Annotated in this window: 26 protein-coding genes; 16 read left to right on the top strand and 10 right to left on the bottom strand. The window is 46.6% G+C overall.

The window, feature by feature from the left end:
- The 12 genes from R7O13_RS21435 (at position 1) to glmU (ending at position 10,342) form a co-directional block, all read left to right on the top strand.
- Complete coding sequence (locus R7O13_RS21435) at positions 1 to 774, top strand: ParA family protein (RefSeq protein ID WP_005383838.1); 774 nt, start codon at positions 1 to 3, stop codon at positions 772 to 774.
- Between the two features lie 24 nt (positions 775 to 798).
- Positions 799 to 1,680, top strand: a complete 882-nt coding sequence (locus R7O13_RS21430; protein WP_005383840.1) for a ParB/RepB/Spo0J family partition protein — start codon at positions 799 to 801, stop codon at positions 1,678 to 1,680.
- 189 nt (positions 1,681 to 1,869) lie between these two features.
- The gene (locus R7O13_RS21425) at positions 1,870 to 2,259 is read left to right on the top strand and encodes a F0F1 ATP synthase subunit I (RefSeq protein ID WP_005378921.1); all 390 of its coding nucleotides are present in this window, start codon (positions 1,870 to 1,872) and stop codon (positions 2,257 to 2,259) included.
- A gap of 8 nt (positions 2,260 to 2,267) precedes the next feature.
- Positions 2,268 to 3,080: a F0F1 ATP synthase subunit A gene (atpB, locus tag R7O13_RS21420; RefSeq protein WP_005378922.1), complete on the top strand. Its 813-nt coding sequence runs from the start codon at positions 2,268 to 2,270 to the stop codon at positions 3,078 to 3,080.
- Between the two features lie 57 nt (positions 3,081 to 3,137).
- On the top strand, positions 3,138 to 3,392 hold the full coding sequence (atpE, locus tag R7O13_RS21415; RefSeq protein WP_002540812.1) for a F0F1 ATP synthase subunit C: 255 nt from the start codon (positions 3,138 to 3,140) through the stop codon (positions 3,390 to 3,392).
- 74 nt (positions 3,393 to 3,466) lie between these two features.
- Positions 3,467 to 3,937 carry a F0F1 ATP synthase subunit B gene (gene atpF, locus R7O13_RS21410; RefSeq protein ID WP_005378929.1) on the top strand — a complete coding sequence of 157 codons (471 nt, stop codon included), beginning with the start codon at positions 3,467 to 3,469 and terminating at the stop codon, positions 3,935 to 3,937.
- A gap of 14 nt (positions 3,938 to 3,951) precedes the next feature.
- On the top strand, positions 3,952 to 4,485 hold the full coding sequence (gene atpH, locus R7O13_RS21405; protein ID WP_138939885.1) for a F0F1 ATP synthase subunit delta: 534 nt from the start codon (positions 3,952 to 3,954) through the stop codon (positions 4,483 to 4,485).
- A gap of 13 nt (positions 4,486 to 4,498) precedes the next feature.
- Positions 4,499 to 6,040 carry a F0F1 ATP synthase subunit alpha gene (atpA, locus tag R7O13_RS21400; protein WP_005378931.1) on the top strand — a complete coding sequence of 514 codons (1,542 nt, stop codon included), beginning with the start codon at positions 4,499 to 4,501 and terminating at the stop codon, positions 6,038 to 6,040.
- A gap of 44 nt (positions 6,041 to 6,084) precedes the next feature.
- The gene (gene atpG / locus R7O13_RS21395; protein ID WP_005378932.1) at positions 6,085 to 6,951 is read left to right on the top strand and encodes a F0F1 ATP synthase subunit gamma; all 867 of its coding nucleotides are present in this window, start codon (positions 6,085 to 6,087) and stop codon (positions 6,949 to 6,951) included.
- A gap of 35 nt (positions 6,952 to 6,986) precedes the next feature.
- A complete protein-coding gene (gene atpD, locus R7O13_RS21390) occupies positions 6,987 to 8,390 on the top strand; it encodes a F0F1 ATP synthase subunit beta (protein ID WP_005383849.1) in 1,404 nt (467 codons plus the stop codon).
- 18 nt (positions 8,391 to 8,408) lie between these two features.
- Positions 8,409 to 8,831 (top strand): F0F1 ATP synthase subunit epsilon, encoded by a 423-nt coding sequence (locus R7O13_RS21385; RefSeq protein ID WP_005378937.1) that lies wholly within the window; start codon positions 8,409 to 8,411, stop codon positions 8,829 to 8,831.
- Between the two features lie 149 nt (positions 8,832 to 8,980).
- Positions 8,981 to 10,342, top strand: coding sequence for a bifunctional UDP-N-acetylglucosamine diphosphorylase/glucosamine-1-phosphate N-acetyltransferase GlmU (glmU, locus tag R7O13_RS21380; protein ID WP_213867296.1), 1,362 nt, complete (start codon positions 8,981 to 8,983; stop codon positions 10,340 to 10,342).
- An 80-nt stretch (positions 10,343 to 10,422) separates the two neighbouring features.
- Here glmU and R7O13_RS21375 read toward each other — a convergent pair whose 3' ends face one another.
- A complete protein-coding gene (locus R7O13_RS21375; protein WP_005383852.1) occupies positions 10,423 to 11,163 on the bottom strand; it encodes an amino acid ABC transporter permease in 741 nt (246 codons plus the stop codon).
- Between the two features lie 115 nt (positions 11,164 to 11,278).
- On the opposite strand from R7O13_RS21375, the gene R7O13_RS21370 reads away from it, so the two are divergent.
- Complete coding sequence (locus R7O13_RS21370; RefSeq protein WP_005378944.1) at positions 11,279 to 12,055, top strand: transporter substrate-binding domain-containing protein; 777 nt, start codon at positions 11,279 to 11,281, stop codon at positions 12,053 to 12,055.
- A gap of 44 nt (positions 12,056 to 12,099) precedes the next feature.
- Here the strand turns inward: R7O13_RS21370 and punC are convergent, their stop codons facing one another.
- A complete protein-coding gene (gene punC, locus R7O13_RS21365; RefSeq protein WP_005378946.1) occupies positions 12,100 to 13,305 on the bottom strand; it encodes a purine nucleoside transporter PunC in 1,206 nt (401 codons plus the stop codon).
- A gap of 152 nt (positions 13,306 to 13,457) precedes the next feature.
- Between punC and punR the strand changes: the two genes are divergently transcribed.
- The gene (gene punR, locus R7O13_RS21360; RefSeq protein ID WP_017821565.1) at positions 13,458 to 14,360 is read left to right on the top strand and encodes a DNA-binding transcriptional activator PunR; all 903 of its coding nucleotides are present in this window, start codon (positions 13,458 to 13,460) and stop codon (positions 14,358 to 14,360) included.
- Positions 14,361 to 14,414: 54 nt separating this feature from the next.
- On the opposite strand, the gene ilvA is transcribed toward punR, so the two are convergent.
- The 5 genes from ilvA to ilvG are packed head-to-tail and all read right to left on the bottom strand — an operon-like array spanning position 14,415 to position 20,713.
- Positions 14,415 to 15,962 (bottom strand): threonine ammonia-lyase, biosynthetic, encoded by a 1,548-nt coding sequence (ilvA, locus tag R7O13_RS21355; RefSeq protein ID WP_318304669.1) that lies wholly within the window; start codon positions 15,960 to 15,962, stop codon positions 14,415 to 14,417.
- Between the two features lie 2 nt (positions 15,963 to 15,964).
- Complete coding sequence (gene ilvD, locus R7O13_RS21350; RefSeq protein WP_318304667.1) at positions 15,965 to 17,806, bottom strand: dihydroxy-acid dehydratase; 1,842 nt, start codon at positions 17,804 to 17,806, stop codon at positions 15,965 to 15,967.
- 13 nt (positions 17,807 to 17,819) lie between these two features.
- A complete protein-coding gene (ilvE, locus tag R7O13_RS21345; RefSeq protein ID WP_005378953.1) occupies positions 17,820 to 18,758 on the bottom strand; it encodes a branched-chain-amino-acid transaminase in 939 nt (312 codons plus the stop codon).
- Positions 18,759 to 18,770: 12 nt separating this feature from the next.
- The gene (gene ilvM / locus R7O13_RS21340) at positions 18,771 to 19,055 is read right to left on the bottom strand and encodes an acetolactate synthase 2 small subunit (protein WP_005378958.1); all 285 of its coding nucleotides are present in this window, start codon (positions 19,053 to 19,055) and stop codon (positions 18,771 to 18,773) included.
- An 11-nt stretch (positions 19,056 to 19,066) separates the two neighbouring features.
- Entirely contained in the window at positions 19,067 to 20,713 is a 1,647-nt protein-coding gene (gene ilvG / locus R7O13_RS21335; protein WP_005378960.1) for an acetolactate synthase 2 catalytic subunit, read from the bottom strand.
- Positions 20,714 to 21,178: 465 nt separating this feature from the next.
- On the opposite strand from ilvG, the gene R7O13_RS21330 reads away from it, so the two are divergent.
- Entirely contained in the window at positions 21,179 to 22,702 is a 1,524-nt protein-coding gene (locus R7O13_RS21330; protein ID WP_005383862.1) for a YifB family Mg chelatase-like AAA ATPase, read from the top strand.
- A gap of 55 nt (positions 22,703 to 22,757) precedes the next feature.
- Here the strand turns inward: R7O13_RS21330 and R7O13_RS21325 are convergent, their stop codons facing one another.
- A complete protein-coding gene (locus R7O13_RS21325) occupies positions 22,758 to 23,714 on the bottom strand; it encodes a DUF2860 domain-containing protein (RefSeq protein WP_054729808.1) in 957 nt (318 codons plus the stop codon).
- Between the two features lie 149 nt (positions 23,715 to 23,863).
- On the opposite strand from R7O13_RS21325, the gene R7O13_RS21320 reads away from it, so the two are divergent.
- Positions 23,864 to 24,742: an acyltransferase gene (locus R7O13_RS21320; protein WP_137282462.1), complete on the top strand. Its 879-nt coding sequence runs from the start codon at positions 23,864 to 23,866 to the stop codon at positions 24,740 to 24,742.
- Between the two features lie 46 nt (positions 24,743 to 24,788).
- Here R7O13_RS21320 and R7O13_RS21315 read toward each other — a convergent pair whose 3' ends face one another.
- Together R7O13_RS21315 and R7O13_RS21310 are read right to left on the bottom strand one after the other, a co-directional pair.
- Positions 24,789 to 25,391 (bottom strand): thiol:disulfide interchange protein DsbA/DsbL, encoded by a 603-nt coding sequence (locus tag R7O13_RS21315; protein ID WP_005379036.1) that lies wholly within the window; start codon positions 25,389 to 25,391, stop codon positions 24,789 to 24,791.
- Between the two features lie 34 nt (positions 25,392 to 25,425).
- On the bottom strand, positions 25,426 to 26,412 hold the full coding sequence (locus R7O13_RS21310; RefSeq protein WP_318304681.1) for a serine/threonine protein kinase: 987 nt from the start codon (positions 26,410 to 26,412) through the stop codon (positions 25,426 to 25,428).
- Positions 26,413 to 26,419 lie beyond the last annotated feature (7 nt).

Here is a 26,419-nt window from a genome sequence, read left to right as displayed (position 1 = left end):
GTGGGTAAAATTGTAGCAATAGCCAACCAGAAAGGTGGGGTCGGCAAAACAACAACGTGCATTAACTTAGCGGCTTCGATGGCGGCAACAAAGCGCAAGGTTTTGGTGATCGATCTCGACCCGCAAGGCAATGCTACGATGGCCAGTGGCGTGGATAAGTATATGGTCGACGCCACCGCATACGATCTTTTGGTCGAAGATACACCGTTCGATCAAGTCGTTTGTACCCAAACAACAGGGAAGTATGATTTGATCGCGGCGAACGGAGACGTAACCGCGGCAGAAATCAAATTGATGGAAGTTTTCGCTCGTGAAGTGCGTCTAAAAAATGCATTGTCGTCAGTTCGCGATAACTATGATTTCATCTTTATTGATTGTCCTCCTTCTCTAAACCTTCTTACAATCAATGCGATGGCGGCAGCTGACTCTGTGTTGGTGCCGATGCAATGTGAATACTTTGCGTTAGAAGGTTTAACTGCTCTTATGGATACAATCAGCAAGTTAGCGGCTGTTGTGAATGAAAACCTCAAAATCGAAGGTTTATTGCGTACCATGTACGACCCACGCAACCGCTTATCGAATGAAGTATCCGATCAACTTAAAAAACACTTTGGGAATAAAGTTTACCGTACTGTCATTCCGCGTAATGTTCGTTTGGCTGAAGCGCCAAGTCACGGTAAGCCAGCAATGTACTACGATAAGTACTCCGCAGGTGCCAAAGCGTATCTTGCTCTAGCGGGCGAAATGCTCCGCCGCGAAGAAATCCCAGTTTAACTCTAACCTAAGGAATTCAATCCCATGTCTAAGCGTGGTCTCGGAAAAGGACTGGATGCGTTATTGTCGACCAGTTCGTTTGCTCGTGAAAAACAGCATATTGCATCGCATAGCCAAGAATTATCGGCAGACGGAGAGTTAACCGATTTAGCGATTGGTCAATTGCAACCGGGCGTATACCAACCGCGTAAAGATATGGCGCCTGAAGCGCTAGAAGAACTAGCGGCTTCGATTCAATCACAAGGCATTATTCAACCAATCGTGGTTCGCCAGGTCGAAAATGGTCAGTTTGAGATCATCGCAGGTGAGCGCCGCTGGCGTGCTGCAAGGCAGGCGGGTTTAAAACGCGTGCCGTGTTTGGTGAAAAAAGTTGAAGATCGTGCCGCCATCGCCATGGCGTTGATTGAAAACATTCAACGTGAAGACTTGAATGTGATTGAGGAAGCCCAAGCGCTTGAACGTCTACAAGATGAATTCACGCTGACACATCAACAAGTGGCCGATGTGATTGGTAAATCAAGAACGACGGTGAGTAACCTATTACGTCTGAATCAGTTGGAAGTTGATGTAAAAGGTCTGGTTGCAGATAAAAAATTGGAAATGGGTCATGCTCGAGCTCTGTTAGCGTTAGAAGGCGAACAGCAAGTCGAAGTAGCTCAACAAGTGGCTAAGAAGCAAATGACTGTTCGCCAAACCGAACAGTTAGTAAAAAAGTGCTTAGCCCCACAAAATGAGCAAAAAGGGCAACAAGAGGATACCGAAGCCGAGCAAATGTCGCATAAATTGAGTCAGCTGCTTGATGCAAAAGTTTCTCTTACCCGTTCTGCAAACGGAAAAGCGAAATTGACGATAAGTCTTGATGAGCCTCACAAATTGGACCAACTAATTGCCAAGCTTGAGGCCTAGATGAGATAATTGATTTAGGTCAATTAATCGAATTAATCGAATTTTGTGCGAAAGTTGTCGTTTTGTAAACAAAACTGTAAGTTTTTGATGCAATCGAATTGCTTTACGTTGAACTGAACGTATAATTTTCGCCAATTTCCCAGCACAGAGAGTTAAGTGCGAAGTGGATATTACTAGAGGTACGAATACATGGTAGCTGCGTTAGCTAGACCAGGACGAGAGCTCGCAAGGCAATTGTTAATGATCCAGTCTGGCGCGGTTATTTTTGTGGCAGCAGGAATGGCGGTAGCCATAAATCCTGACTGGGGATTTTCAGCGCTGATTGGCGGAGGCATTTTTGTTGTTGCCAATGCAGTATTCGCGCTGTGTGCTTTCATGTTTAGTGGAGCTCGCGCTGCCAAGCGCATCGCTGCTTCCTTCTATACGGGTGAAGTACTGAAAATTCTCATCACGGTTGCACTGTTCTATGTTGCCTACATGTATATGCAGGTGGAACTTGTTCCCCTCAAACTAACCTATTTGCTGGTACTAGGTATTAATATCTGTGCACCAGTGCTATTCATTAACAACAAAAAATAGGATGAGTTATGGCTGCGCCAGGTGAAGCGCTAACATCGTCCGGTTACATTGCCCACCACCTTTCTAACCTATCGCTATACAAGTTGGGTTTAGTAGGGTCGGAGACAAGTTTCTGGAACGTACATATCGATAGCCTGTTTTTTTCTTGGTTTACTGGTTTAATTTTCCTCGGAATTTTTTACAAAGTAGCAAAGAGAACAACAGCGGGTGTACCGGGTAAGCTTCAGTGTGCTGTAGAAATGATCGTTGAATTTGTCGCCGATAACGTCAAAGACACGTTCCATGGACGCAACCCACTGATCGCGCCTTTAGCACTGACTATCTTTTGTTGGGTATTTTTGATGAACGTGATGGACTTAGTTCCTATCGACTTCTTACCATACCCAGCAGAGCATTGGCTAGGTATTCCTTACCTTAAGGTTGTACCGTCTGCTGATGTGAATATCACCATGGCTATGGCTCTAGGCGTTTTTGCATTGATGATTTACTACAGCATCAAAGTAAAAGGTCTAGGTGGATTCGCAAAAGAACTTGCACTACATCCATTCAATCACCCACTGATGATTCCGTTTAACCTACTAATTGAAGTGGTATCGCTATTAGCGAAACCTCTATCACTTGGTATGCGTCTATTCGGTAACATGTTCGCGGGTGAGGTTGTATTCATTCTTTGTGCGGCAATGCTACCATGGTACTTACAATGGATGGGTTCACTACCGTGGGCAATCTTCCATATCTTGGTTATTACGATTCAAGCCTTCGTATTCATGATGTTGACAATTGTTTACCTGTCAATGGCACACGAAGATCCTGATCATTAATTTTTTTAAAGCTTTTTATTTGGGCACTAAGCCAACAACTATAAATTGGAGATAGTAATGGAAACTTTACTGAGCTTTTCTGCAATCGCCGTAGGTATTATCGTCGGTCTTGCTTCTCTTGGTACAGCGATTGGTTTCGCACTGCTAGGTGGTAAATTCCTAGAAGGTGCTGCACGTCAACCAGAAATGGCTCCTATGCTACAAGTTAAGATGTTCATCATCGCGGGTCTACTTGATGCGGTTCCAATGATCGGTATCGTAATCGCGCTACTATTCACTTTCGCAAACCCATTCGTTGGTCAACTAGGTTAATCACCTTTAACTCGGGACGGGCGATTATCGCTTGTCACTGATTAACACTAAGTCCAAATAGAGGGGTAGCTGTTGTGAACATAAACGCAACTCTGCTAGGTCAAGCAATCTCGTTCGCACTATTTGTGTGGTTCTGCATGAAGTATGTATGGCCACCATTGATGCAAGCGATCGAAGAGCGTCAGAAGAAAATTGCTGATGGTCTTCAAGCAGCAGAACGTGCTGCGAAAGACTTGGATCTAGCACAAGCCAACGCTTCTGATCAATTGAAAGAAGCGAAGCGCACAGCAACTGAGATCATCGAACAAGCGAACAAGCGTAAGTCTCAAATTCTTGATGAAGCTCGCGAGGAAGCTCAGGCAGAACGCCAGAAAATCCTAGCGCAAGCAGAAGCAGAACTTGAAGCTGAACGCAATCGTGCACGCGATGAGCTGCGCAAACAAGTTGCTACTCTGGCTGTAGCTGGTGCTGAGAAAATCCTTGAGCGTTCTATCGATAAAGATGCGCAAAAAGATATTCTCGACAACATTACTGCAAAACTTTAAGTCTGGGGGCGCATATGTCTGATTTGACTACTATCGCACGCCCCTATGCTAAAGCAGCCTTCGACTTTGCTTTAGAGAAAGACCAGTTGGACCAATGGGGCCAAATGTTATCTTTTGCTGCTGAAGTGGCCAAAAACGAACAAATGAACGAACTACTAACGGGTTCGGTTTCTGCTGATAAAATGGCAGAAATTTTTGTTGCAGTTTGCGGTGAACAAGTTGATGCGCACGGTCAAAACCTTATGAAGGTAATGGCTGAGAATGGTCGTTTAGCGGCCCTTCCTGATGTTTGTAAAGAGTTTTTTACTCTGAAAAAAGAACATGAGAAAGAAATTGATGTTGAAGTAATTTCAGCAACAGAGCTTTCTGATGAACAACTTGCAAACATTGGCAGCAAACTTGAAAAGCGTCTTGAACGCAAAGTGAAGCTGAATTGCAGTGTAGATGAGACCCTACTTGGTGGGGTTATTATTCGAGCCGGAGACCTAGTCATCGATGACTCAGCGCGTGGTCGTTTGAACCGCCTGAGCGATGCATTGCAGTCTTAATGGGGATTGGAGCATGCAACTTAATTCCACGGAAATTAGCGATCTGATCAAACAACGTATCGAATCTTTCGAAGTTGTTAGTGAAGCTCGCAACGAGGGTACTATCGTATCGGTAAGCGATGGTATCATCCGCATCCACGGCCTAGCGGACGTGATGCAAGGTGAAATGATTGAATTACCGGGTGGCCGTTATGCACTGGCACTTAACCTTGAGCGTGACTCGGTTGGTGCGGTTGTAATGGGCCCATATGCTGACCTTAAGGAAGGCATGAAAGTTACAGGTACTGGTCGCATTCTTGAAGTGCCAGTTGGTCCAGAACTACTAGGCCGCGTAGTAAACACGCTGGGTGAGCCTATCGATGGTAAAGGTCCAATCGAAGCGAAAATGACTTCGCCTGTAGAAGTGATCGCACCAGGTGTAATCGACCGTAAATCGGTAGACCAACCTGTGCAAACTGGTTATAAGTCAGTTGACTCAATGATCCCAATCGGTCGTGGTCAGCGTGAGCTTATCATCGGTGACCGTCAGATAGGTAAAACAGCACTGGCGATCGACGCGATCATCAACCAGAAAGACTCTGGTATTTTCTCTATCTACGTAGCAATCGGTCAGAAAGCATCGACTATCGCTAACGTTGTTCGCAAGCTAGAAGAGCACGGCGCACTACAAAACACTATCGTTGTAGTTGCATCAGCTTCTGAATCTGCTGCGCTTCAATACCTAGCGCCTTACGCAGGTTGTGCGATGGGTGAATACTTCCGCGATCGCGGTGAAGACGCACTGATTGTTTACGATGATCTATCTAAGCAAGCGGTAGCTTACCGTCAGATCTCTCTACTACTTAAACGTCCACCAGGCCGTGAGGCATTCCCAGGTGACGTATTCTACTTACACTCGCGTCTACTAGAGCGTGCAGCTCGTGTAAACGAAGAGTACGTAGAGCGTTTCACTAACGGTGAAGTGAAAGGTAAGACTGGTTCTTTGACTGCTCTTCCTATCATCGAAACTCAAGCAGGTGACGTTTCAGCATTCGTACCGACTAACGTAATCTCGATTACCGATGGTCAGATCTTCCTACAAACTGAGCTATTCAACGCTGGTGTTCGTCCTGCTGTTGACCCTGGTATCTCAGTATCTCGTGTAGGTGGTTCAGCTCAGACGAAAATCATCAAGAAACTATCAGGTGGTATCCGTACAGCACTAGCTGCATACCGTGAACTAGCGGCATTTGCTCAGTTCTCTTCTGACCTTGATGACGCAACGAAGAAACAGCTAGACCATGGTCAAAAAGTTACAGAACTAATGAAGCAGAAGCAGTACGCTCCAATGTCTGTATTTGACCAAGCTCTAACTATCTTCGCGGCAGAGCGCGGTTACCTTGATGATGTAGAACTTAACAAAGTTCTAGATTTCGAGGCGGCTCTACTATCGTACGCTCGCGGTCAATACGCTGAACTAGCAGCTGAGATCGACAAGTCTGGCGCTTACAACGATGAAATCGAAGCTCAGTTGAAGAAACTGACTGACGACTTCAAAGCAACCCAAACTTGGTAATTAGGTCGGTGGCAGTTTCTGCCACCAACTAACGGAGAGTAACGATGGCCGGCGCAAAAGAGATACGTAATAAAATCGGTAGTGTTAAAAGCACTCAGAAAATTACGAAAGCGATGGAAATGGTAGCAGCTTCAAAAATGCGTCGTTCTCAAGATGCAATGGAAGCTTCTCGTCCATACGCTGAAACAATGCGTAAAGTGATCGGTCATGTGGCTAACGCAAACCTAGAGTACCGTCATCCGTACCTAGAAGAGCGTGAAGCTAAACGTGTTGGTTACATCATCGTTTCGACAGACCGTGGTCTGTGTGGTGGTTTGAACATTAACGTGTTCAAAAAAGCCGTTACAGACATGCAAGCATGGAGAGAGAAAGGTGCTGAGATTGAGCTAGCCGTTGTTGGCTCAAAAGCAACAGCTTTCTTTAAACATGGTGGCGCAAAAGTTGCGGCACAGGTTTCTGGTCTTGGAGATAATCCAAGCCTACAAGACCTAATCGGCTCTGTTGGCGTAATGCTGAAGAAATACGATGAAGGTGAACTGGACCGTCTATATGTAGTATTCAACAAGTTTGTAAATACTATGGTTCAGCAACCAACGATCGATCAATTGCTACCTTTGCCTAAATCGGACAGCGAAGAGATGCAGCGTGAGCATTCATGGGACTACATCTATGAGCCTGAACCAAAACCTCTACTGGATACGCTATTAGTGCGTTACGTAGAGTCTCAGGTATACCAAGGTGTGGTTGAGAACCTTGCTTGTGAGCAAGCGGCTCGAATGATTGCGATGAAGGCTGCAACGGATAACGCAACCAGTTTGATTGACGATTTGGAACTTGTGTACAACAAAGCCCGTCAGGCTGCGATTACACAAGAACTATCAGAAATCGTTGGTGGTGCAGCTGCGGTTTAAGCTTAGGTAAAACGAAATAGTTTAGAGGATTAACGATGGCTACAGGTAAGATCGTACAGATCATCGGTGCGGTAGTCGACGTAGAGTTCCCACAGAGCAATGTACCTAGTGTATATGACGCTCTAAACGTAACGGACTCAAAAGAGCGTCTAGTTCTTGAAGTTCAACAACAGCTAGGCGGTGGCGTAGTTCGTTGTATCGTAATGGGTAGCTCTGATGGTTTACGTCGTGGAGTCGAAGTGGTTAACACTGGCGCTCCAATTTCAGTACCAGTAGGTACTAAAACTCTAGGTCGTATCATGAACGTCCTAGGTGACGCGATTGACGAGCGTGGTGAAGTGGGTGCGGAAGAGGTTTACTCTATCCACCGTAGTGCACCAAGCTACGAAGAGCAATCAAACGAAATTGCACTTCTAGAAACGGGCGTTAAAGTAATCGACCTAATTTGTCCATTCGCTAAGGGTGGTAAAATCGGTCTATTCGGTGGTGCAGGTGTAGGTAAGACCGTTAACATGATGGAACTTATCAACAACATCGCACTACAGCACTCAGGTCTATCAGTATTTGCTGGTGTTGGTGAGCGTACTCGTGAAGGTAACGATTTCTACTACGAGATGCAGGAAGCGGGCGTTGTAAACGTTGAGAAGCCTGAAGAATCAAAAGTAGCGATGGTTTACGGTCAGATGAACGAGCCACCAGGTAACCGTCTACGTGTTGCACTGACTGGTCTAACAATGGCAGAACGTTTCCGTGACGAAGGTCGTGACGTACTACTGTTCATTGATAACATCTACCGTTACACACTTGCAGGTACAGAGGTATCAGCACTACTAGGTCGTATGCCTTCTGCGGTAGGTTACCAGCCAACTCTTGCAGAAGAGATGGGTGTACTTCAGGAGCGTATCACGTCAACGAAATCAGGTTCTATCACGTCTGTACAGGCGGTATACGTACCTGCGGATGACTTGACTGACCCGTCTCCAGCAACAACGTTCGCGCACTTGGATGCAACGGTTGTACTTAACCGTAACATCGCTGCAATGGGTCTATACCCTGCGATCGACCCACTAGATTCAACATCTCGTATGCTTGATCCACTAGTCGTTGGTCAAGATCACTACGAAGTTGCTCGTGGTGTTCAGCAGACTCTTCAGCGCTACAAAGAGCTGAAAGATATCATTGCTATCCTAGGTATGGACGAGCTATCTGAAGAAGATAAGCAAGTTGTATCTCGTGCACGTAAGATTGAGCGTTTCCTAACTCAGCCTTACCACGTAGCAGAAGTATTTACAGGTGACCCTGGTATTTACGTACCTCTAAAAGAGACTCTACGTGGCTTTAAAGGCCTACTAGCTGGTGAATACGACGACATTCCTGAGCAGGCATTTATGTACTGCGGTAGCATCGACGATGCTATTGAGAATGCGAAGAAGCTATAAGGCTAACTAGGAGGCGATATGGCAGCAATAACCTTTCACCTAGACGTAGTAAGCGCTGAGAAGAAAATCTTCTCTGGTCGTGTTGAAACGTTTCAGGTGACCGGTAGCGAAGGTGAACTTGGTATTTTCCATGGTCACACACCGCTGCTGACCGCTATCAAGCCTGGTATGGTGCGTATTGTGAAACAGCACGGCCACGAAGAAATTATTTATGTTTCTGGTGGTATGGTAGAGATTCAGCCTGGTACAGCGACTGTACTAGCTGATACAGCTATCCGTGGTGAAGAGCTAGACGCAGCGAAGGCAGAAGAAGCCAAACGCCGCGCTGAGGAGCAAATCCAGAATCAGCATGGTGACATGGACTTCGCACAAGCGGCCAGTGAACTGGCTAAAGCCATTGCTCAGCTACGAGTTATCGAGCTGACAAAAAAGCGTCGCTAAGCTCAATTAGCAACGTTGCATGAAAAAAGGCGGCCAATTGGTCGCCTTTTTGATTAATTTTAGTTGGAAATTTACATCCCACCATTAACTAATCCTTCCAAGGTGTTTAAAATAACGCCCAATTAAAATAGAACGTCAATAGGTTATTAATGAAATTCAGTGCTGTGATCCTTGCTGCGGGTAAAGGTACCCGTATGTATTCAAACATGCCTAAAGTGCTACACACTTTGGCAGGTAAGCCAATGGCAAAACATGTGATTGATACATGTACAGGTCTAGGTGCACAAAATATCCACTTGGTCTTTGGCCACGGTGGTGATCAAATGCAAACCACTCTTGCAGAAGAGCCTGTAAATTGGGTGCTTCAAGCGGAGCAGTTAGGGACAGGTCATGCGGTTGATCAAGCGTCTCCGAAGTTTGAAGACGATGAAAAAGTACTGGTGCTTTACGGTGATGTTCCACTGATTTCAGCTGAAACGATTGAAAACCTATTAGATGCACAGCCAACAGGCGGTATTGCACTACTAACAGTGATTCTAGATAACCCGACAGGCTACGGTCGTATTATCCGTAAGAATGGTCCTGTTGTGGCGATCGTTGAGCAAAAAGATGCAACAGAAGAACAAAAACAAATTAAAGAGATCAACACTGGCGTGATGGTTGCGACTGGTGGGGATCTTAAGCGTTGGTTGTCTGGCTTAAACAACAACAACGCACAAGGCGAATACTACCTAACTGACGTTATTGCAGCTGCACACGATGAAGGTCGTGCCGTTGAGGCAGTACACCCAGTCAATGCCATTGAGGTGGAAGGGGTCAACGACCGCGCACAGCTTGCTCGTCTAGAGCGTGCTTTCCAGTCAATGCAAGCTCAGAAACTACTAGAGCAAGGTGTCATGCTACGCGATCCAGCACGCTTTGATTTGCGTGGTGAGTTACAGTGCGGTATGGACTGTGAAATCGACGTAAATGTTATCATCGAAGGTAAAGTTTCACTGGGTGATAACGTGGTTATCGGTGCGGGTTGTGTACTGAAAGATTGTGAAATCGACGACAACACCATCGTTCGCCCTTACAGTGTGATTGAAGGTGCAACGGTTGGTGAAGAATGTACGGTTGGTCCATTTACTCGCCTTCGTCCTGGTGCTGAAATGCGTAACGATTCCCATGTGGGTAACTTCGTTGAAGTGAAAAATGCGCGCATCGGAGAAGGTTCAAAAGCGAACCACCTAACTTACTTAGGTGATGCAGAGATCGGTCAACGTACTAACATCGGTGCAGGTACTATCACTTGTAACTACGATGGTGCGAACAAGTTTAAAACCATCATCGGTAATGATGTTTTTGTTGGTTCTGATAGCCAGCTGGTGGCGCCTGTCACTATCGCTGATGGCGCAACCATCGGTGCAGGCACGACACTAACAAAAGATGTTGAAGAAGGTGAGTTAGTAATTACTCGCGTCAAAGAGCGCAAAATTACTGGCTGGCAGCGTCCTGTAAAACAAAAATAAGCATTACCTACACTCTGTCTCTATATTGTCAAAGCCGCTCAACAAGAGCGGCTTTGTTGTTTCTAGCTAAGGCTTCATCGCTAGTAGCTAGGAATGGCAATACGTTTTTCGAGCCAACGAACGGCTTGAGATACAAATAGGATGAGCAACAAGTACTCCAAAACGAGGAAGGTATAAATTTCTAGGGGTAAGTATTCATTCACCACCAGCTCATTAGCACGGCGAGTGAGATCGCTTAAACCAATCACACTGACTAAAGAACTCATCTTGAGGATGTAGACGAATTGATTGCCCAGTGGTGGGAGAATTTGCCGAAACGCTTGGGGAAGAATTACCAAGCGCATCTTTTGCCAATAGCTTAAGCCCAAAGATTCAGCCGCTTCATGCTGGCCACGGCTGATAGCTTGTATTCCACCGCGAAATACTTCCGCCATAAACGCGCTCTCAGCGATAGTCAGTGCAATAACACCCGCCCAAAAGTGATTGAGTGAGACATCCAATAGCGTAGGCATGCCGTAATACACCCAAAGTAGTAAGACTAAAACTGGCACTGAACGGATCACCTCGACATAAATACGGTTTATCCACTTCAGAGAGGCAGAGTCCGACAGAGCGGGTAACGCAACGATCAGGCCCAAGCTCATCGCAAATAACATACTGAGGAGTGATACCTGAATGGTGTCATTAAACCCAGCGATTAAAAACTTTAGATTGGTGAGCCCTTGATCCGTCGAAGGGTCAAGTACATACCAGCCCCATTGATAATCTGAACAACCAGTGAGTAATAGCAGTGAAAACAGCCATAGAGTTCGAAACGTCACATTTACTCCCTGAATTAACTAAAAAACTTCCTTTGTTGCTGCTATGTTATCAGTAGAGCTCTAATAAAGGTTAATTATTAAACCGTATAAGGTCATTATTTTTAAGGGAATAAAAATGAGAAAGATTTTACTAGTGCTAGGAATGTGTTTGCTTGCTGCGACTCAAGTCGCTCACGCTGAAAGCCGTCTTCAATCCATTTTAGACAATGGCGTACTCCGAGTTGGAACGACGGGAGATTGGAATCCGATGACGATGAAAGACCCCGCGACAAACAGTTATCGTGGCTTCGATATCGATGTAACAACAGAACTTGCTAAAGATCTCGGTGTAAAAGTGGAGTATGTGCCCACGGATTGGAAGACGCTAGTTAATGGCATTACCGCCAACAAATACGATATTACTGGCAGCGCATCTCTGAACATGTCGCGCGCGAAAGTAGCTGGATACAGCCAGCCGTATTTCTACCTTGCCTTTGTACCTGTGGTGCAAAAGAAAGATCTCGCCAAATTTTCTGATTGGGCGGATTTTAATAAACCAGAAGTAAAAGTCGCAGCGACGTTAGGTACGGTACAAGAAAAAATGGTGAAAGAGTTCTTCCCGTCTGCTCAGCATATTGTTATTGAAGCGCCAGCGCGCGACTTCCAAGAACTACTAGCTCGCAGGGCCGATGTATCGGTGACGTCCAATGTGGAAGCAGCGACGTTGGTGGATAAGTTTAAACAGTTGGCGATAGTGCCAGTGACCGCACCGCGTAAACCAACCCCAATTGCTATGTTGTTGCCGCAAGACGATCAAGTATGGATTAATTACATCAATCACTGGGTAGAGTTGAAAAAGACTCAAGGCTTTTTTAAGCAGACTGCCAAGAAATGGGGGTTGAAAAGCTTATAAACAGAAAGAGCCGCATTGCGCGGCTCTTTTTATTATCTGAACGATTAAAGTTCGTCTTCACTCACGACTCGGGCGTTGTCAGGAGTCGTAAAGTGCTTGGATAATTCGCGATTCGACAGAATGTATCCCATCCACAGCCCACCCATACAGATGATGATTGCGATGCCAGTAACCATCTGAGCTTGGCTTGCCATTGCGGCTACCAATGCACTTGAGAAGCTACTTACACAGATTTGCAGGCTGTTTTGCAGACCTGCTGCTGTTGCAGGGCTCTGTTGTGCGCTGGCCAGTGCACGGTTTACCACGATTGGGTACAGTGCGCCGTTAGCAACGGCAATCAAACAGAATGGCGCAAGAATAGGCCAAATCGATGACAGCTCCCACTGTGAAGCAATGAAAATCATTAATGCCGCGACACTAAATAGGCCAATCAGTTGGCGCAGAACCTTTTCATCACCAAATTTTCGAACGCCTACTTTACCTAAGTAGCCACCAGCCATAAACGCGATGGTTTGTGGGATAAAGCTCAAACCAATATCTTTTGCTTCGTAGCCCAGTTGCGCCATGATTTCTGGCATCCCAGTTAGGTAAGCAAAGAATGCAGCTGAAGCCGTCGCAAACATAAACACGTTGCCAAGGTATTTTTTAGAACTCAGCAGCGCTTTGATGTCGGCAGACATACTGGTTTGTTTGATTTCTGCTTTCTCGTCTTTTTGTGCCATGGTCGCAAAGACCAAAAAGACGCCAACTAGTGTTAGCGTAATAAAGATACTGTGCCAGCCGAAGTTATCTGCCAACACAACCCCTAATTGAGGTGCTAGTGCTGGTGATAGCGCGACGAGTGGCATGATTGTCGCAAAAATTTGTTGGCTACTGCTTGAGTAGCGCTTAATGACCATAGCCTGCCAGATCACGGCTGGTGCACACACACCGATAGCTTGGATAAAGCGCAGTGTGAGTAGTTGCCATACTTGATCACAGAAAGCCAAACCGAATGACGCGATAGTAAATAGCACCAACCCGGCTGCGAGTGTATTACGATGGCCAAATTTATCGGATGCCAATCCCCACATTAGCTGGCCAATCGCCATACCAACGAGGAATACCGTTAAAGAGAGCGCAATTTGCTCAGGGCCTGTTGCAAAGTCGATTTCCATCGCTTTGAATGCTGGCAGATACATATCGGTAGCAACGAAGCCAAGCATCGATAATGCTGCCAGATAAATGAGCTGTAGTTTTGAGATTTTCATGATTCAACCAGTCAAATTATTTAATCATTTTTTAATCAACATCAGTTGGCGCCAACCCTGATTTATTTACCTTATTATTCTATTTTTCGATTTTGAGAAAATAAAACGCTAAAATTGTTGGTTATCAATCAAATTTTTTGAAAGGTTAAATCATGTTCTCTAAAGCGTCTTTGGAAATGCTGGATACGGTTGCCCGTTTAGGCAGTTTCACCGCTGCGGCTGAGGTATTGCATAAAGTCCCCTCAGCCATCAGCTATGGAGTAAGGCAGGTCGAGCAAGATTTAGATGTGGTGCTGTTTCGACGTTTACCAAGGAAAGTCGAGCTAACTCCAGCGGGTGAACTTTTTATGGCCGAGGCGCGCTCTTTGCTGCGTCAAATGGAAGAGGTGAAAGCACAAACGCGGCGAGCGGCTCAAGGATGGAAAAGCACGTTAAAGCTGACCTTAGATAACGTGGTGAAGTTAGAAAAACTCAAACCTTTGGTGGAAGATTTCTATCGCGAGTTTGAATTTGCTGAATTGCAGATCAATATGGAGGTCTTCAATGGTTCTTGGGAAGCCATAGCACAAGGTCGAGCCGACATTGTCGTTGGCGCGACATCTGCGGTTCCCGTTGGGGGAGATTTTGAAGTCAAAGATATGGGCGTATTAGATTGGGCATTTGTAATGTCACCCGCTCATCCTTGCGTTCGACAACAAGTGCTTACTGAAGAGTTTGTGAGTCAATTTCCGGCGATCTGTCTTGATGATACTTCGAACGTGCTGCCAAAACGCCATACTGGCCATTATCCGCAACAGCGCCGATTATTATTGCCCAATTGGTATAGTGCGATTGAATGTTTAAAAAATGGGGTGGGCGTGGGTTACATGCCACGTCATATTGCAACACCCTTAATCAATGATGGTGTGCTGGTGGAGAAGGTCATGCCGGATGATAAACCGCTCAGTCACTGCTGCTTAGTATGGCGCAAAGATGATAATCATAAATTGATCCAGTGGATGGTGGACTATCTTGGATCGCCTAATCAGCTACATAAAGATTGGTTACAGTCATAAAAAACACCTCGCATTAGCGAGGTGTTTTCATTGATATGTTTAAAATGTGGCGTTTTATGACAGGAAGAACTTGTAAGACGGGTTGTCTGTTTCGTCTTTGCATTGATAGCCAAGTTCGCGTAAATGCGCAGAAAACTGAGCTAAATCTCCTTCATCTAACTCGAAACCACATAAAACGCGTCCGTAGTCTGCGCCGTGGTTACGGTAGTTGAACAAGCTAATATTCCAATGGGTACCAAGAGTGCTTAAGAATTTCAGCAAGGCACCAGGATACTCTGGGAATTCAAAGCTGTAGAGGCGCTCTTTAAGCGGCTTAGACGGCTTACCACCAATCATGTAGCGCACGTGCAGCTTCGCCATTTCATCATCAGACAAATCAACCACTGGGTAGCCACCATCACGTAAGTCGTGAATGATATGTTCTAGCTCTTCCTGACCGCCTTGCAAACGCACACCGACAAAGATATTTGCCAATGCGTCATCGTTGTAGCGGTAGTTAAACTCCGTTACGGCGCGGCCGCCAATGAGGTTACAGAACTCAAAGAAGGCACCTTGACGCTCAGGAATGGTGACGGCAAGCAAACCTTCACGTTTCTCACCAAGCTCGCAACGCTCAGAAACATAACGTAAGCCATGGAAGTTAGTGTTGGCACCAGACAGCACAGTACCTAAATTCTTACCTTGCAGTTTGTTTTGCTCAGCAAACTTCTTCAAACCCGCCAGAGCAAGCGCGCCAGAAGGCTCTGCAATCGCACGGGTGTCTTCAAAGATGTCTTTTACTGCTGCGCAGATTTCATCGCTAGAGACGGCAATATGGCCATCAATGTACTTTTGGCATAGACGGAAAGTCTCTTCGCCAATGCGTTTTACAGCGACGCCATCGGCAAACATGCTGACTTGGTCTAGTACTACTGGCTCACCAGCATCCAAAGCAGCTTTGAGGCATGACGAATCTTCTGGCTCAACTGCAATCACTTTGATTTCTGGCATGAGCTGCTTCACAAGTACCGCAACACCCGCAGCCAAACCGCCACCACCGACAGGGACGAAAATGTAATCAAGGTGACCATTTTGCTGCAGCATTTCCATGCCTATGGTGCCTTGACCTGCAATCACCAGTGGGTGATCGAAAGGAGGGACAAATGTGTACCCATGCAGATCAGAAAGGCGTTCCGCTTCCGCTTTTGCCTCATCAAAGTTGCTGCCGTGCAGCACTACATTGCCACCGAAGCCACGTACCGCATCGACTTTGATGTCTGGTGTGGTTTTAGGCATCACGATGGTGGTTTTGATGCCTAGCTTAGTACCAGAGAGCGCCATGCCTTGAGCGTGGTTACCTGCCGATGCTGCAATGACACCAGCGGCTTTTTGTGCTTCAGATAAACTCGCCACCATGTTGTATGCACCGCGCAATTTGAACGAGTGTACGGGTTGGCGATCTTCACGCTTGATCTGCACGTTATTCCCGATACGTGCAGATAAACGAGGCATTTCTTGCAGTGGCGTCACTGTTGCTACTTCATAAACAGGTGCGCGAAGGATTTGGCGCAGATAATCTGCGCCAGTTTGGTTCACTTGTTTTTCGGGTTGAGCTTCCATCATTGCTAGCCCTCTAGCTTCGACTTGTCTCGTACTGCACCCTTGTCAGCACTGGTTGCCATACTCGCGTACGCTTTGAGTGCAAATGAAACTTCACGTTGGCGGTCAACTGGTTTCCAGCCTAGTTCGTCTTGTTTTGCACGGCGCTCAGCAAGTTCTTGTTCAGACACTTGGAGTGAAATTGAACGGTTTGGAATATCAATTGCGATCATATCGCCTTCTTTTACCAGACCAATTGCACCGCCGTTTGCTGCTTCAGGAGAGGCGTGGCCGATAGACAGACCTGATGTGCCGCCAGAGAAACGGCCGTCAGTCAGAAGTGCACACTCTTTGCCAAGGCCCATCGATTTTAGATAAGTGGTTGGGTAAAGCATTTCTTGCATGCCCGGACCACCTTTAGGGCCTTCGTAACGGATAACAACCACGTCGCCTGCTTTTACTTTGCCGCCTAAGATGCCTTCTACGGCGTCTTCTTGGCTTTCGAAAACTACGGCTGGGCCAGTGAACTTATGGATGCTCTCATCCACACCAGCAGTCTTAACGATACAACCATCTAATGCGATGTTGCCTGATAGAACGGCTAGGCCACCTTCTTTGCTAAAGGCATGATCGATAGTACGAATACAACCTTCCGCACGGTCGTCATCAAGGCGATCCCAGCGGCAATCTTGTGAGAACGCTTGAGTAGTACGAATACCCGCAGGACCTGCGCGGTAGAACTTGAGTACTTCTTCGTCTTCAGTTTGGATGATGTCGTATTTTGCGAGCTGCTCTTTCATGGAAAGACCAAGTACGGTGCGCGCATCATTGTGTAGAAGACCTGCACGATCTAACTCACCAAGAATTGCCATGACGCCACCTGCGCGGTGTACGTCTTCCATGTGATATTTCTGGGTAGATGGTGCCACTTTACATAGGTGTGGTACTTGACGTGATAGGCGATCGATATCTTCCATATCGAAATCCACTTCACCTTCTTGCGCCGCGGCAAGTAGGTGCAGAATGGTGTTGGTTGAACCGCCCATTGCGATGTCCAGTGCCATTGCGTTTTCGAACGCATCAAACGTAGCGATGTTGCGCGGCAGTGCTGATTCGTCATCTTGCTCGTAGTAACGACGAGTCAGTTCAACGATACGACGACCTGCATTAAGGAACAGTTGTTCACGGTCAGCGTGCGTTGCCAGCATAGAACCGTTACCTGGTTGAGAAAGACCCAGTGCTTCCGTTAGACAGTTCATTGAGTTTGCAGTGAACATGCCTGAACACGATCCACACGTTGGACATGCGCTGCGTTCGATCTGCTCGCTTTGCTCATCAGACACTTTTGGATCCGCGCCTTGGATCATCGCATCTACAAGGTCTAGTTTGATGATCTGATCAGAAAGCTTGGTTTTACCCGCTTCCATTGGACCACCAGAAACAAAGATAACAGGGATGTTAAGACGCATAGATGCCATCAACATTCCCGGAGTGATTTTGTCACAGTTAGAGATACATACCATGGCATCGGCACAGTGCGCGTTGACCATGTATTCTACTGAGTCTGCGATCAGTTCGCGTGAAGGCAGTGAGTACAGCATGCCGCCGTGACCCATTGCGATACCATCATCAACCGCGATGGTGTTGAATTCTTTCGCAATACCGCCAGCTTTTTCGATTTCGCGTGCTACAAGCTGACCCATGTCTTTCAGGTGTACGTGACCCGGAACAAATTGAGTAAACGAGTTTACAACGGCGATGATTGGTTTACCGAAGTCTTCTTCTTTCACACCCGTTGCACGCCACAGTGCTCGTGCACCCGCCATGTTACGACCATGTGTGGTGGTAGCTGATCTATATTTTGGCATTTCCTAATCCTTCTTACTTCTGTTCTGGGTACACATAGTCTAACCAGCCCCACTTATCTTCCGTGGTGCCGTCAAATAGGCCAAAGTAGGCTGCTTGTAGTTCTTTAGTGATAGGGCCGCGCTTACCAGTGCCCACTTCAATCTTGTCGATGGTTGCCACTGGTACAATCTCAGCCGCAGTACCTGTCATGAAGACTTCATCGGCAAGGTAAAGGGCTTCACGAGCAATGTTCGCTTCACGTACTTCGTAGCCTTTATCGCGTGCAATTGTCATGATCGAGTCACGAGTGATGCCCGGTAGAATCGCGCTAGTTGCTGGTGGTGTGGTGATTACGCCATCTTTGATAACGAAGATGTTTTCACCAGCCCCTTCCGATAGGTAACCATCTACGCTTAGCGCAATACCTTCGTCGTAACCGTGACGACGCGCTTCACCACCAACCAGTAGTGAAGATAGGTAGTTACCGCCTGCTTTAGCCGCAGTTGGGATGGTGTTTGGCGCAGCGCGATTCCAGCTTGAAATCATCGCATCGACACCTTTTTCTAGCGCTTCTTCGCCTAAGTAAGAGCCCCAAGGAAATGCTGCAATGATTAGATCCATCTCAGTGCCAACTGGTGGACATACGCCTAAGCCAACATTACCGACAAAACCCAATGGACGAATGTAAGCGCTGTCGAGTTTGTTTTGGCGCAGTGTTTCTCGGGTCGCTTCCATGATTTCTTCTACAGAGAAAGGGATCGGAAAGCGGTAAATCTTGGCAGAATCTTTTAGACGTTGTGCATGCTCACGGTGACGGAAGACAATTGGGCCTTTTGGTGTGTTGTAACAGCGCACGCCTTCAAACACGGATGTACCATAGTGCATTGCGTGAGTCAGAACGTGAACGTTCGCCTCTGCCCATGGAACCATCTCACCATTAAACCAAATGAAATCTGCAGTTTTCGTTGCCATTTGTTGCCTTCCTTATGCACTTACGTGTTGTTGTAAGTTGTGATTTGGCAGTTCATCGTTGCGGATTTTTAGCACCTCAACCTTACGAACGTCCCACAACTTCTCTATTTGATTGATCAAAAACGAGATTGGTCGATCGCTGTCGACGATGATCTCGACGCTGGCTACTTTGCTTTCGTGGTTTTGCGTAGCCGCGACTTGTTTGATCACGAAACCTCGGTGACGAATCACACGTAGAACGCGCTCCAACAGTACCGGTTTGTCATCGGCTTTGATGTCGAGTAAATATCTGTCCATGCGATTGTCTCCTATGTATTTTCCAACATATCACTGTTTGATGCGCCAGGTGGCACCAATGGCCACACGTTTTCTTCTTCATCAATCAAAACGTGAAGCATGTAAGAAGTTTCACTCGCTAGCATCTCTTTGAGAGCAGGTTCGACTTCTTCTTTCTTGGTGATGGTTTTGCCCGGGATATCGAACGCTTTTGCTAACATCACGAAATCTGGGTTGTCATCAAGAATGGTTTCACTGTGGCGACCGTCAAAGAACAACGACTGCCATTGGCGAACCATGCCAAGACGTTGGTTATTAAGAAGGACAATCTTCACTGGAATCTGACGACGCTTCAGCGTGCCCAATTCCTGAACGTTCATCATAAATGAACCGTCACCTGTAATAAGAATAGACTGATCATCAGGACGTGCGACTGCAGCGCCCATCGCTGCTGGCAAGCCAAAGCCCATGGTGCCAAGGCCAGCAGAAGTGATGAAATTTTGTGGTTCGCGTGGCTGGATATGTTGCGCTGCCCACATCTGATGCTGACCGACGTCGGTCGAGACAATTGAGCTATCTGGCATCATGTCAGACAGTTGTTTAAGCAATAGCGGTGCGTAGATTAACTCGCCCGGGTGGTCGTAACGCCACTTAAAGCCGCTGCGCAGACTTTCACTGTGATGAACCCACGGTGAAATATCTTGAGTCAGCTCTAGCTGAGGAAGAATGGTGTTGATGTCGCCACGTAATGGTGCGTTGGCGTGGCGCAGTTTATGAATCTCCGCAGCATCAATGTCGATATGAATCACTTTTGCATTTGGTGCAAACGTGTCGAGCTTACCCGTCACACGGTCATCAAAGCGCGCGCCAACCACGATCAATAGATCGGCTTCTTGAACCACTAGATTAGCGGCTTTGGTGCCGTGCATACCCAACATACCAAGATAGTGAGGATCATGGCGTTCAATGGTACCGAGGCCTTTTAATGTGCTAACTGCAGGCATTGGGTTTAAGCGAAGAAATTCGCGTACTGCATCGGTTGCTTTTGCAAGTTGCACGCCACCACCAACATACAACACTGGGCGAGTAGATGCTGCCAGCACATCTTGCGCACGTTTGATATCTTCAGCGCTGACATCTTCGATTGCTGGTGCTATGTATGGAGGAAGAAGGTCTGTAGGTGCTTGAGCGAGTTGAACGTCTTTGGCGATATCGACAATGACTGGACCCGGACGACCGGTTTTTGCGACCTCAAAGGCTTCGGCAAGTGTCGGAGCTAGATCTTCAATTTCGGTCACGAGATAGCTGTGCTTAGTACAGGCTAGGGACATTCCGATCACATCCATTTCTTGGAATGCATCGGTACCGATATGAGAGCTAGCAACCTGGCCTGTGATGGCAACTAGAGGTACGGAGTCAAGGAAAGCGTCGGCAAGGCCGGTAACAAGGTTAGTGGCTCCTGGGCCAGAAGTTGCCATGCACACAGCAACGTCTTGAGTGGAACGAGCCATCCCGATAGCTGCCATAGCGGCCCCTTGCTCGTGACGGCATAGGATGTGTTCCACCCCACCGTCATACAAAGCATCATAGATTGGCATGATGGCCCCGCCGGGGTAGCCAAAAACGGTTTCGATGCCTTGCTGTCTTAAAGCGGCTACGACAAGTTGTGCACCAGTCATCGTAAACCTCCTTTGCTACGTTGTGGCTCGTAGCGATTGCCATATTTATTGCACTTCATGTGCACTCCCATTCTTCCCGTTAAACTGTCCGAGGGTTAGACAGATGACAACTTGTAGTTGTAAAAAAACCCCCGGACTTTTCAGTGCGGGGGTTTTTTGTAATTTGTGGTTACCTTTCGCCCACAATACCCCGCGCGGTGCCAATAATGACCACGATAATCAGGGCTAGCAGTGCGTTGATATGAGCGAAAAGGTTCATCTGTCTGTCGTTCTTTTTTCGTTAAAAAATGTTGTGTAATGTTCTACGAAATTGTTTGCGTCATTAGTGGTATCACACAATTCCGCTGCATGACAAGCAAAAAGTCATTCTTTTTTCACATTAACTCTCAATTGGGACGCGGTATATAACATAACCAACTAGATAAAACATTTGTTTACAGAGTGTTCAAAAAAATTGAGGAACGTATGGGGCTGGCAATCATTCATAGTCGAGCAAGCGTCGGGGTGCAAGCGCCATCGGTTAGTGTAGAAGTTCATATCAGCAACGGCATGCCAGGGTTTACCTTAGTAGGCTTGCCAGAGACAACGGTAAAAGAGTCCAAAGATCGCGTACGCAGTGCGATCATTAATTCTAACTTTCAATTTCCTGCTAAGCGGATCACCGTGAACTTGGCTCCGGCAGATCTACCCAAGGAGGGAGGGCGTTTTGATCTTCCTATTGCATTGGGAATTTTGGCCGCTTCGGAGCAAATCGCGACAGATAAGCTCAAAAACTACGAATTTGTTGGTGAGTTAGCGTTATCTGGTGGTCTGAGACCTGTAAAAGGTGTGCTGCCTGCTGCGCTGGAAGCCAGTAAGATTCAACGTCATTTGGTCGTCCCACATGTGAATGGCGATCAGGCGGCGCTGGTGGGGAAGGAACAACATAAATCGGCCCAATCATTACTGGAAGTATGTGCCGAGCTTTGTGGTCAACATCGACTGAATCTTTTTCAAACGCCTAAGCGAAAAACGATCGAAAAACATGGTCGAGACTTACAAGATATTATTGGCCAACAACAAGGTAAGCGAGCACTGGAGATTGCTGCCGCTGGAAACCACAACTTACTTTTCCTTGGCCCGCCAGGTACTGGAAAAACGATGTTGGCTTCGCGTTTGTGTGACTTATTACCGGAAATGAGTGACGAAGAAGCAATGGAAACCGCTTCGGTGGCATCGTTGACTCAGAGTGAAATTAATGAGCATAACTGGAAGTCGCGTCCGTTTCGTTCTCCGCATCATTCAAGTTCAATGGCGGCATTAGTCGGCGGTGGTTCGGTACCCAGACCAGGGGAGATCTCTTTAGCCCACAACGGGTTATTGTTTCTCGATGAAATGCCCGAATTTGATCGTAAAGTTCTAGACTCGTTACGCGAACCGCTCGAATCTGGCGAGATCATTATCTCTCGAGCGCAAGGTAAAACACGCTTTCCGGCTCGCTTCCAATTAGTTGGAGCATTGAACCCAAGCCCGACAGGATATTACGAAGGCAATCAAGCGCGCACCAATCCACAAGCTATTTTGCGCTACCTTGGTCGATTATCTGGACCACTGTTAGATCGCTTTGATATGTCTTTAGAAATCCCAGCTTTGCCCAAAGGGACATTAGCAGAAGGAGGTGATCGTGGTGAGCCGACTGCTATCGTAAAAGCGCGTGTGAGCCATGCGCGTAACAATATGCTAAACCGCAGTGGTAAGGTCAATGCACTGCTAGGTAGTCGAGAAATTGAGGCGTTTTGTCCCTTGCATAAGAGTGATGCTGAGTTTCTTGAAACCGCTTTGCATCGTTTAGGGCTCTCGATTCGTGCGTATCATCGTATTATCAAAGTGGCGCGAACAATCGCCGATCTGGATGGGGCGGAGCAAATTGAACGAACGCACTTGGCCGAGGCGCTTGGGTATCGAGCGATGGACCGTTTACTGAAACAGCTTACGGCGCAAGCGGTATAGACAGCAAAGTGTCATCGCAACAAGTGTTGTGAGCGCCTTGTTGCGATGAAGGACGTTAGAAGGTGTAGTTGAGACCAAGCGACAATAGGTACTCTTTCTCCTCATAAAACGTGATATTCGAGTCAGTTTGGCTATAGCCGGCTAAAGAAATGAACGACCAGTCTTGCCAGTCAAATACGTTTTGATATTCGTAGGCCGCAAATAGGCTGATGGTGTCGTCATTTCGTGTTTTAGCAAAAGTTTGGCTAGCTCCTTGATAGTCTTTCCATGCATAACCCGCGGTGAGAGCCAATCGATGGCGATTGATAAATTTAAACCAGCTGATGTCAAACCCGTACGAATCAAATGATTCCGCCTTACCGTCGGCATCTTGATTGATGTAGGTGAAAGCGGGTTGCAACATAGACGTTTGGTTGAGTGGAATGCGATAGTCGCCTTTGACATAGTAAAGGTTAGCATCGCGAGCAAGTGAGCGGTCTGTCACTTCCTCCTGCTCGATGTCTTTATCAGCATAAGCAAGATCAAGGTTGAAGTTCTTATCAATTAACCCTTTGATCTGAAAGCGATACGCATTGCCGTCAACATCCGTCTCTTTACGTGCGGTTCCTACTTGATAAGGGTTGCGCCAAGTTTCGCCTTTGAGTACCGTCGGCAGATAGGAAACATCGAGCACGGTGCCAGATTGTAGCTCGTGTTGATAGCCCAACTGAAAAGCGAGTGTACCTACCGCGACATCTGAGCGTGTGGTACCGGCGTAAACTTGGTGGTTGAGTCGGCTACCAAAGGTGTATGTCACACTCCCTAGCGGTGCAGCGATAACGGAACTGTCACTATCGGCACGCTTATCGAGAGAATCGATGGTGTTACTATTTTCTGTATTGAAATTGGATTCTGATGATATGAATCCGGCATTCAGCGAAATTTCACCGCCAAAACCTGCGGTTTCAGCGAGTTGAGCCTGAGCAGAACTGACGACAAAGGCCAAAGGCAAGAGAAGTAGCCTTGGTTTCATTCGTTATCTCCTTGTTGTCGAATGAGTGGTGCACATATTGGTTGCGGTAACAAATCTGACCATTCCCACGCATGTTCCAATGTGGCAAAGGCGCAGTATAATTACACGCTGTTTTATTCTTCACACATTATCACTGTTGTTTGACTATCATGTTGGCATATTTGTTATTTTTTTTTAACGCTTCTTTTGTGATTCTCAATTCTGCGGTTTGTTCACTCGCAATTTGTGTTATCGCTGTATTTAAAATATTGCTTCCTGGCGTAAAGCTAAAAGCGATAGCGACCGCTTGTGCCAATAAGGTGATGTGGTTATGGGCTACCGTTAATGCGTGCATTCTGGCGGTATCTAACCGTGTTGAGTGGGATGTTCAGGGCGGTGAAGCGCTTAAAAAAGACGGGTGGTATCTGCTGATCAGTAACCATCTCAGTTGGACAGATATTGTTGTGCTTTGCTGCGTGTTTAAAGACCGTATTCCCATGCCGAAGTTTTTCCTCAAGCAACAACTGCTGTATGTGCCTTTCATCGGGATGGCGTGTTGGGCGCTCGATATGCCATTTATGCGTCGCTATTCGCGAGAGTATCTGATCCGCAACCCTCATAAGCGAGGTCAAGATTTAGAGACGACACGTCGCTCGTGCGCTAAGTTCAAACACAGTCCAACCACAGTGGTTAACTATGTCGAAGGAACTCGATTTACCGAAGAAAAGCAGCGTAAGAGTAAAGCAAACTATCAATATTTGCTGCAACCAAAATCGGGCGGGATTGCGTACACGTTAGCGGCGATGGGGGAACAGTTCGAGAGCATTATCGACGTTACGTTGGCGTACCCAGAAAATACGCATAAACCGTTCAAGGATTTATTGATGGGTCGCATGAGCAAGGTGGTTGTGCGTGTAAATGTGTTACCCGTTGATGAACGAGTGCTCGGTGATTACTTCAACGATAAGCCCTATAAGCGGCAATTTCAGCAATGGTTGGGTGATGTGTGGCAAGAAAAAGATCGGTTACTACAAGAGATTTACAAATAAACAAAAGGGGAGCGACGTGCTCCCCTTTTGATTGATATCGATGTGCTTATTTTAGTGTCAGCAAGTAGTTCACCAGAGAGAAGTACTCATCCATCGTTTTGATGCTTTGTGCTTGAACTAGGTATTTGTTGTTAACGATAACCGCAGGAACGCCGGTTAGACCGCTGTTTTCAAATTGCTTGTCCATACGGCGAACCATTGAATCAACCGCGAAGCCTTTGAATGCAGAATCGAATTTTTTCGCGTCTACACCTTCATCAAGGAAGATTTGACGAAGTTCTTCATCATTACGTGGCGCCTTCTTTAGATTGTGGATGCGGTTAAACATCACTGGCACCATTTTGTCTTCCACTTTTAATGCAACCATCGTTGCGTAGGCTTTGCTCATTGATGGGCCCATGTTGCCACCCATGAAAGAAACGTGGTTTTTTAATAGCTTAGTACCTTCTGGCAACTGCTTTTTCAGTTGCTGGATAACTGGTTCAAAGCTATTACAGTGCGGGCAGTAGAAAGAGAAAAACTCCGTCACAAGAGGTTTTTTTGATGCCTCAAGATCCAATACTTTGTAATGTTCACCTTCTTTGAATTGCGCTGCATGTGCCGACAGGCTTAACATCAGCATAGAAAACAGTGCGAACAGTTTTTTCATCGAAATATCTCCATTTTTGAATTTTTGGCCTGACTTACCATTGAGGCATTAAAGACAGCGGTGCTTCTTCTAAAGCGGCGATCTGCTCTTTAAATGCAAGGACCTGACCTTCCCAGTATTTTGGCTCATTAAACCATGGAAAAGCGAGAGGAAATGCAGGGTCATGCCAACGTTTTGCTAGCCATGCCATATAGTGCACCATTCGTAGACCGCGAAGTGGCTCGATTAGTTTCAATTCTGCAGGATTAAAGTCGCAAAACTCTTGGTAAGCCTCTAAAACAATATCCAACTGCATCAGTTTGTCTTGGCGTTCACCGTTCAATAGCATCCATAAGTCTTGTACTGCAGGGCCGTTACGAGCGTCATCCAAATCAACAAACATAGGGCCATCTCGCCACAAAATATTGCCTGGGTGGCAATCGCCATGCAAACGAATGATATTGAAGCCTTCTTGCCAGTGGCTTTCAATTGATTTGATCAGCATATCCAAGTCATTGAAGAAGCTGTTCTCCAAGTGCATTGGAATCATATTGGCGTTTTGCAGAATCTCTCTTGGTTGATACAGGTATTCTTGTAAGCCAATAGGAGGACGATGTTGGAAGGCTTGGCGGCTGCCGACTTTATGGATTCTGCCAAGGAAACGCCCTACACCTTCGAGCTGATCTAAATTGTCAACCTCGTATTGGCGACCACCCACGCTATCAAACAGCGCAAAAGCATAGCCTTGATAGTGATGCAGGGTTTCACCGTTGATGCGCACAGGTGGTGCGACGGGGATCTCATTGCCAATCAGCTCTAAAGTAAAGTCGTGTTCCTCTTGGATCTGTTCATTGCTCCAACGTTCAGGACGGTAAAACTTGACGACATAACGACGACGCTCTTCGTCAGTGAATTGATAAACACGGTTTTCGTAGCTATTGAGGGGAAGAAAGCCTGATTCTGCGCGAACGCCGATGCTTTCTAACGCGTACCACATAAAGTCTGGGGTAAGGGCGTCAAAGTTAAACATACTTTGGGACATATAAACA

The sequence above is a fragment of the Vibrio sp. Y176 genome (assembly GCF_033438945.1).
The sequence above is the reverse complement of the archived record's forward strand: the minus strand, read 5'-3'. Positions and strand labels throughout refer to the sequence as shown.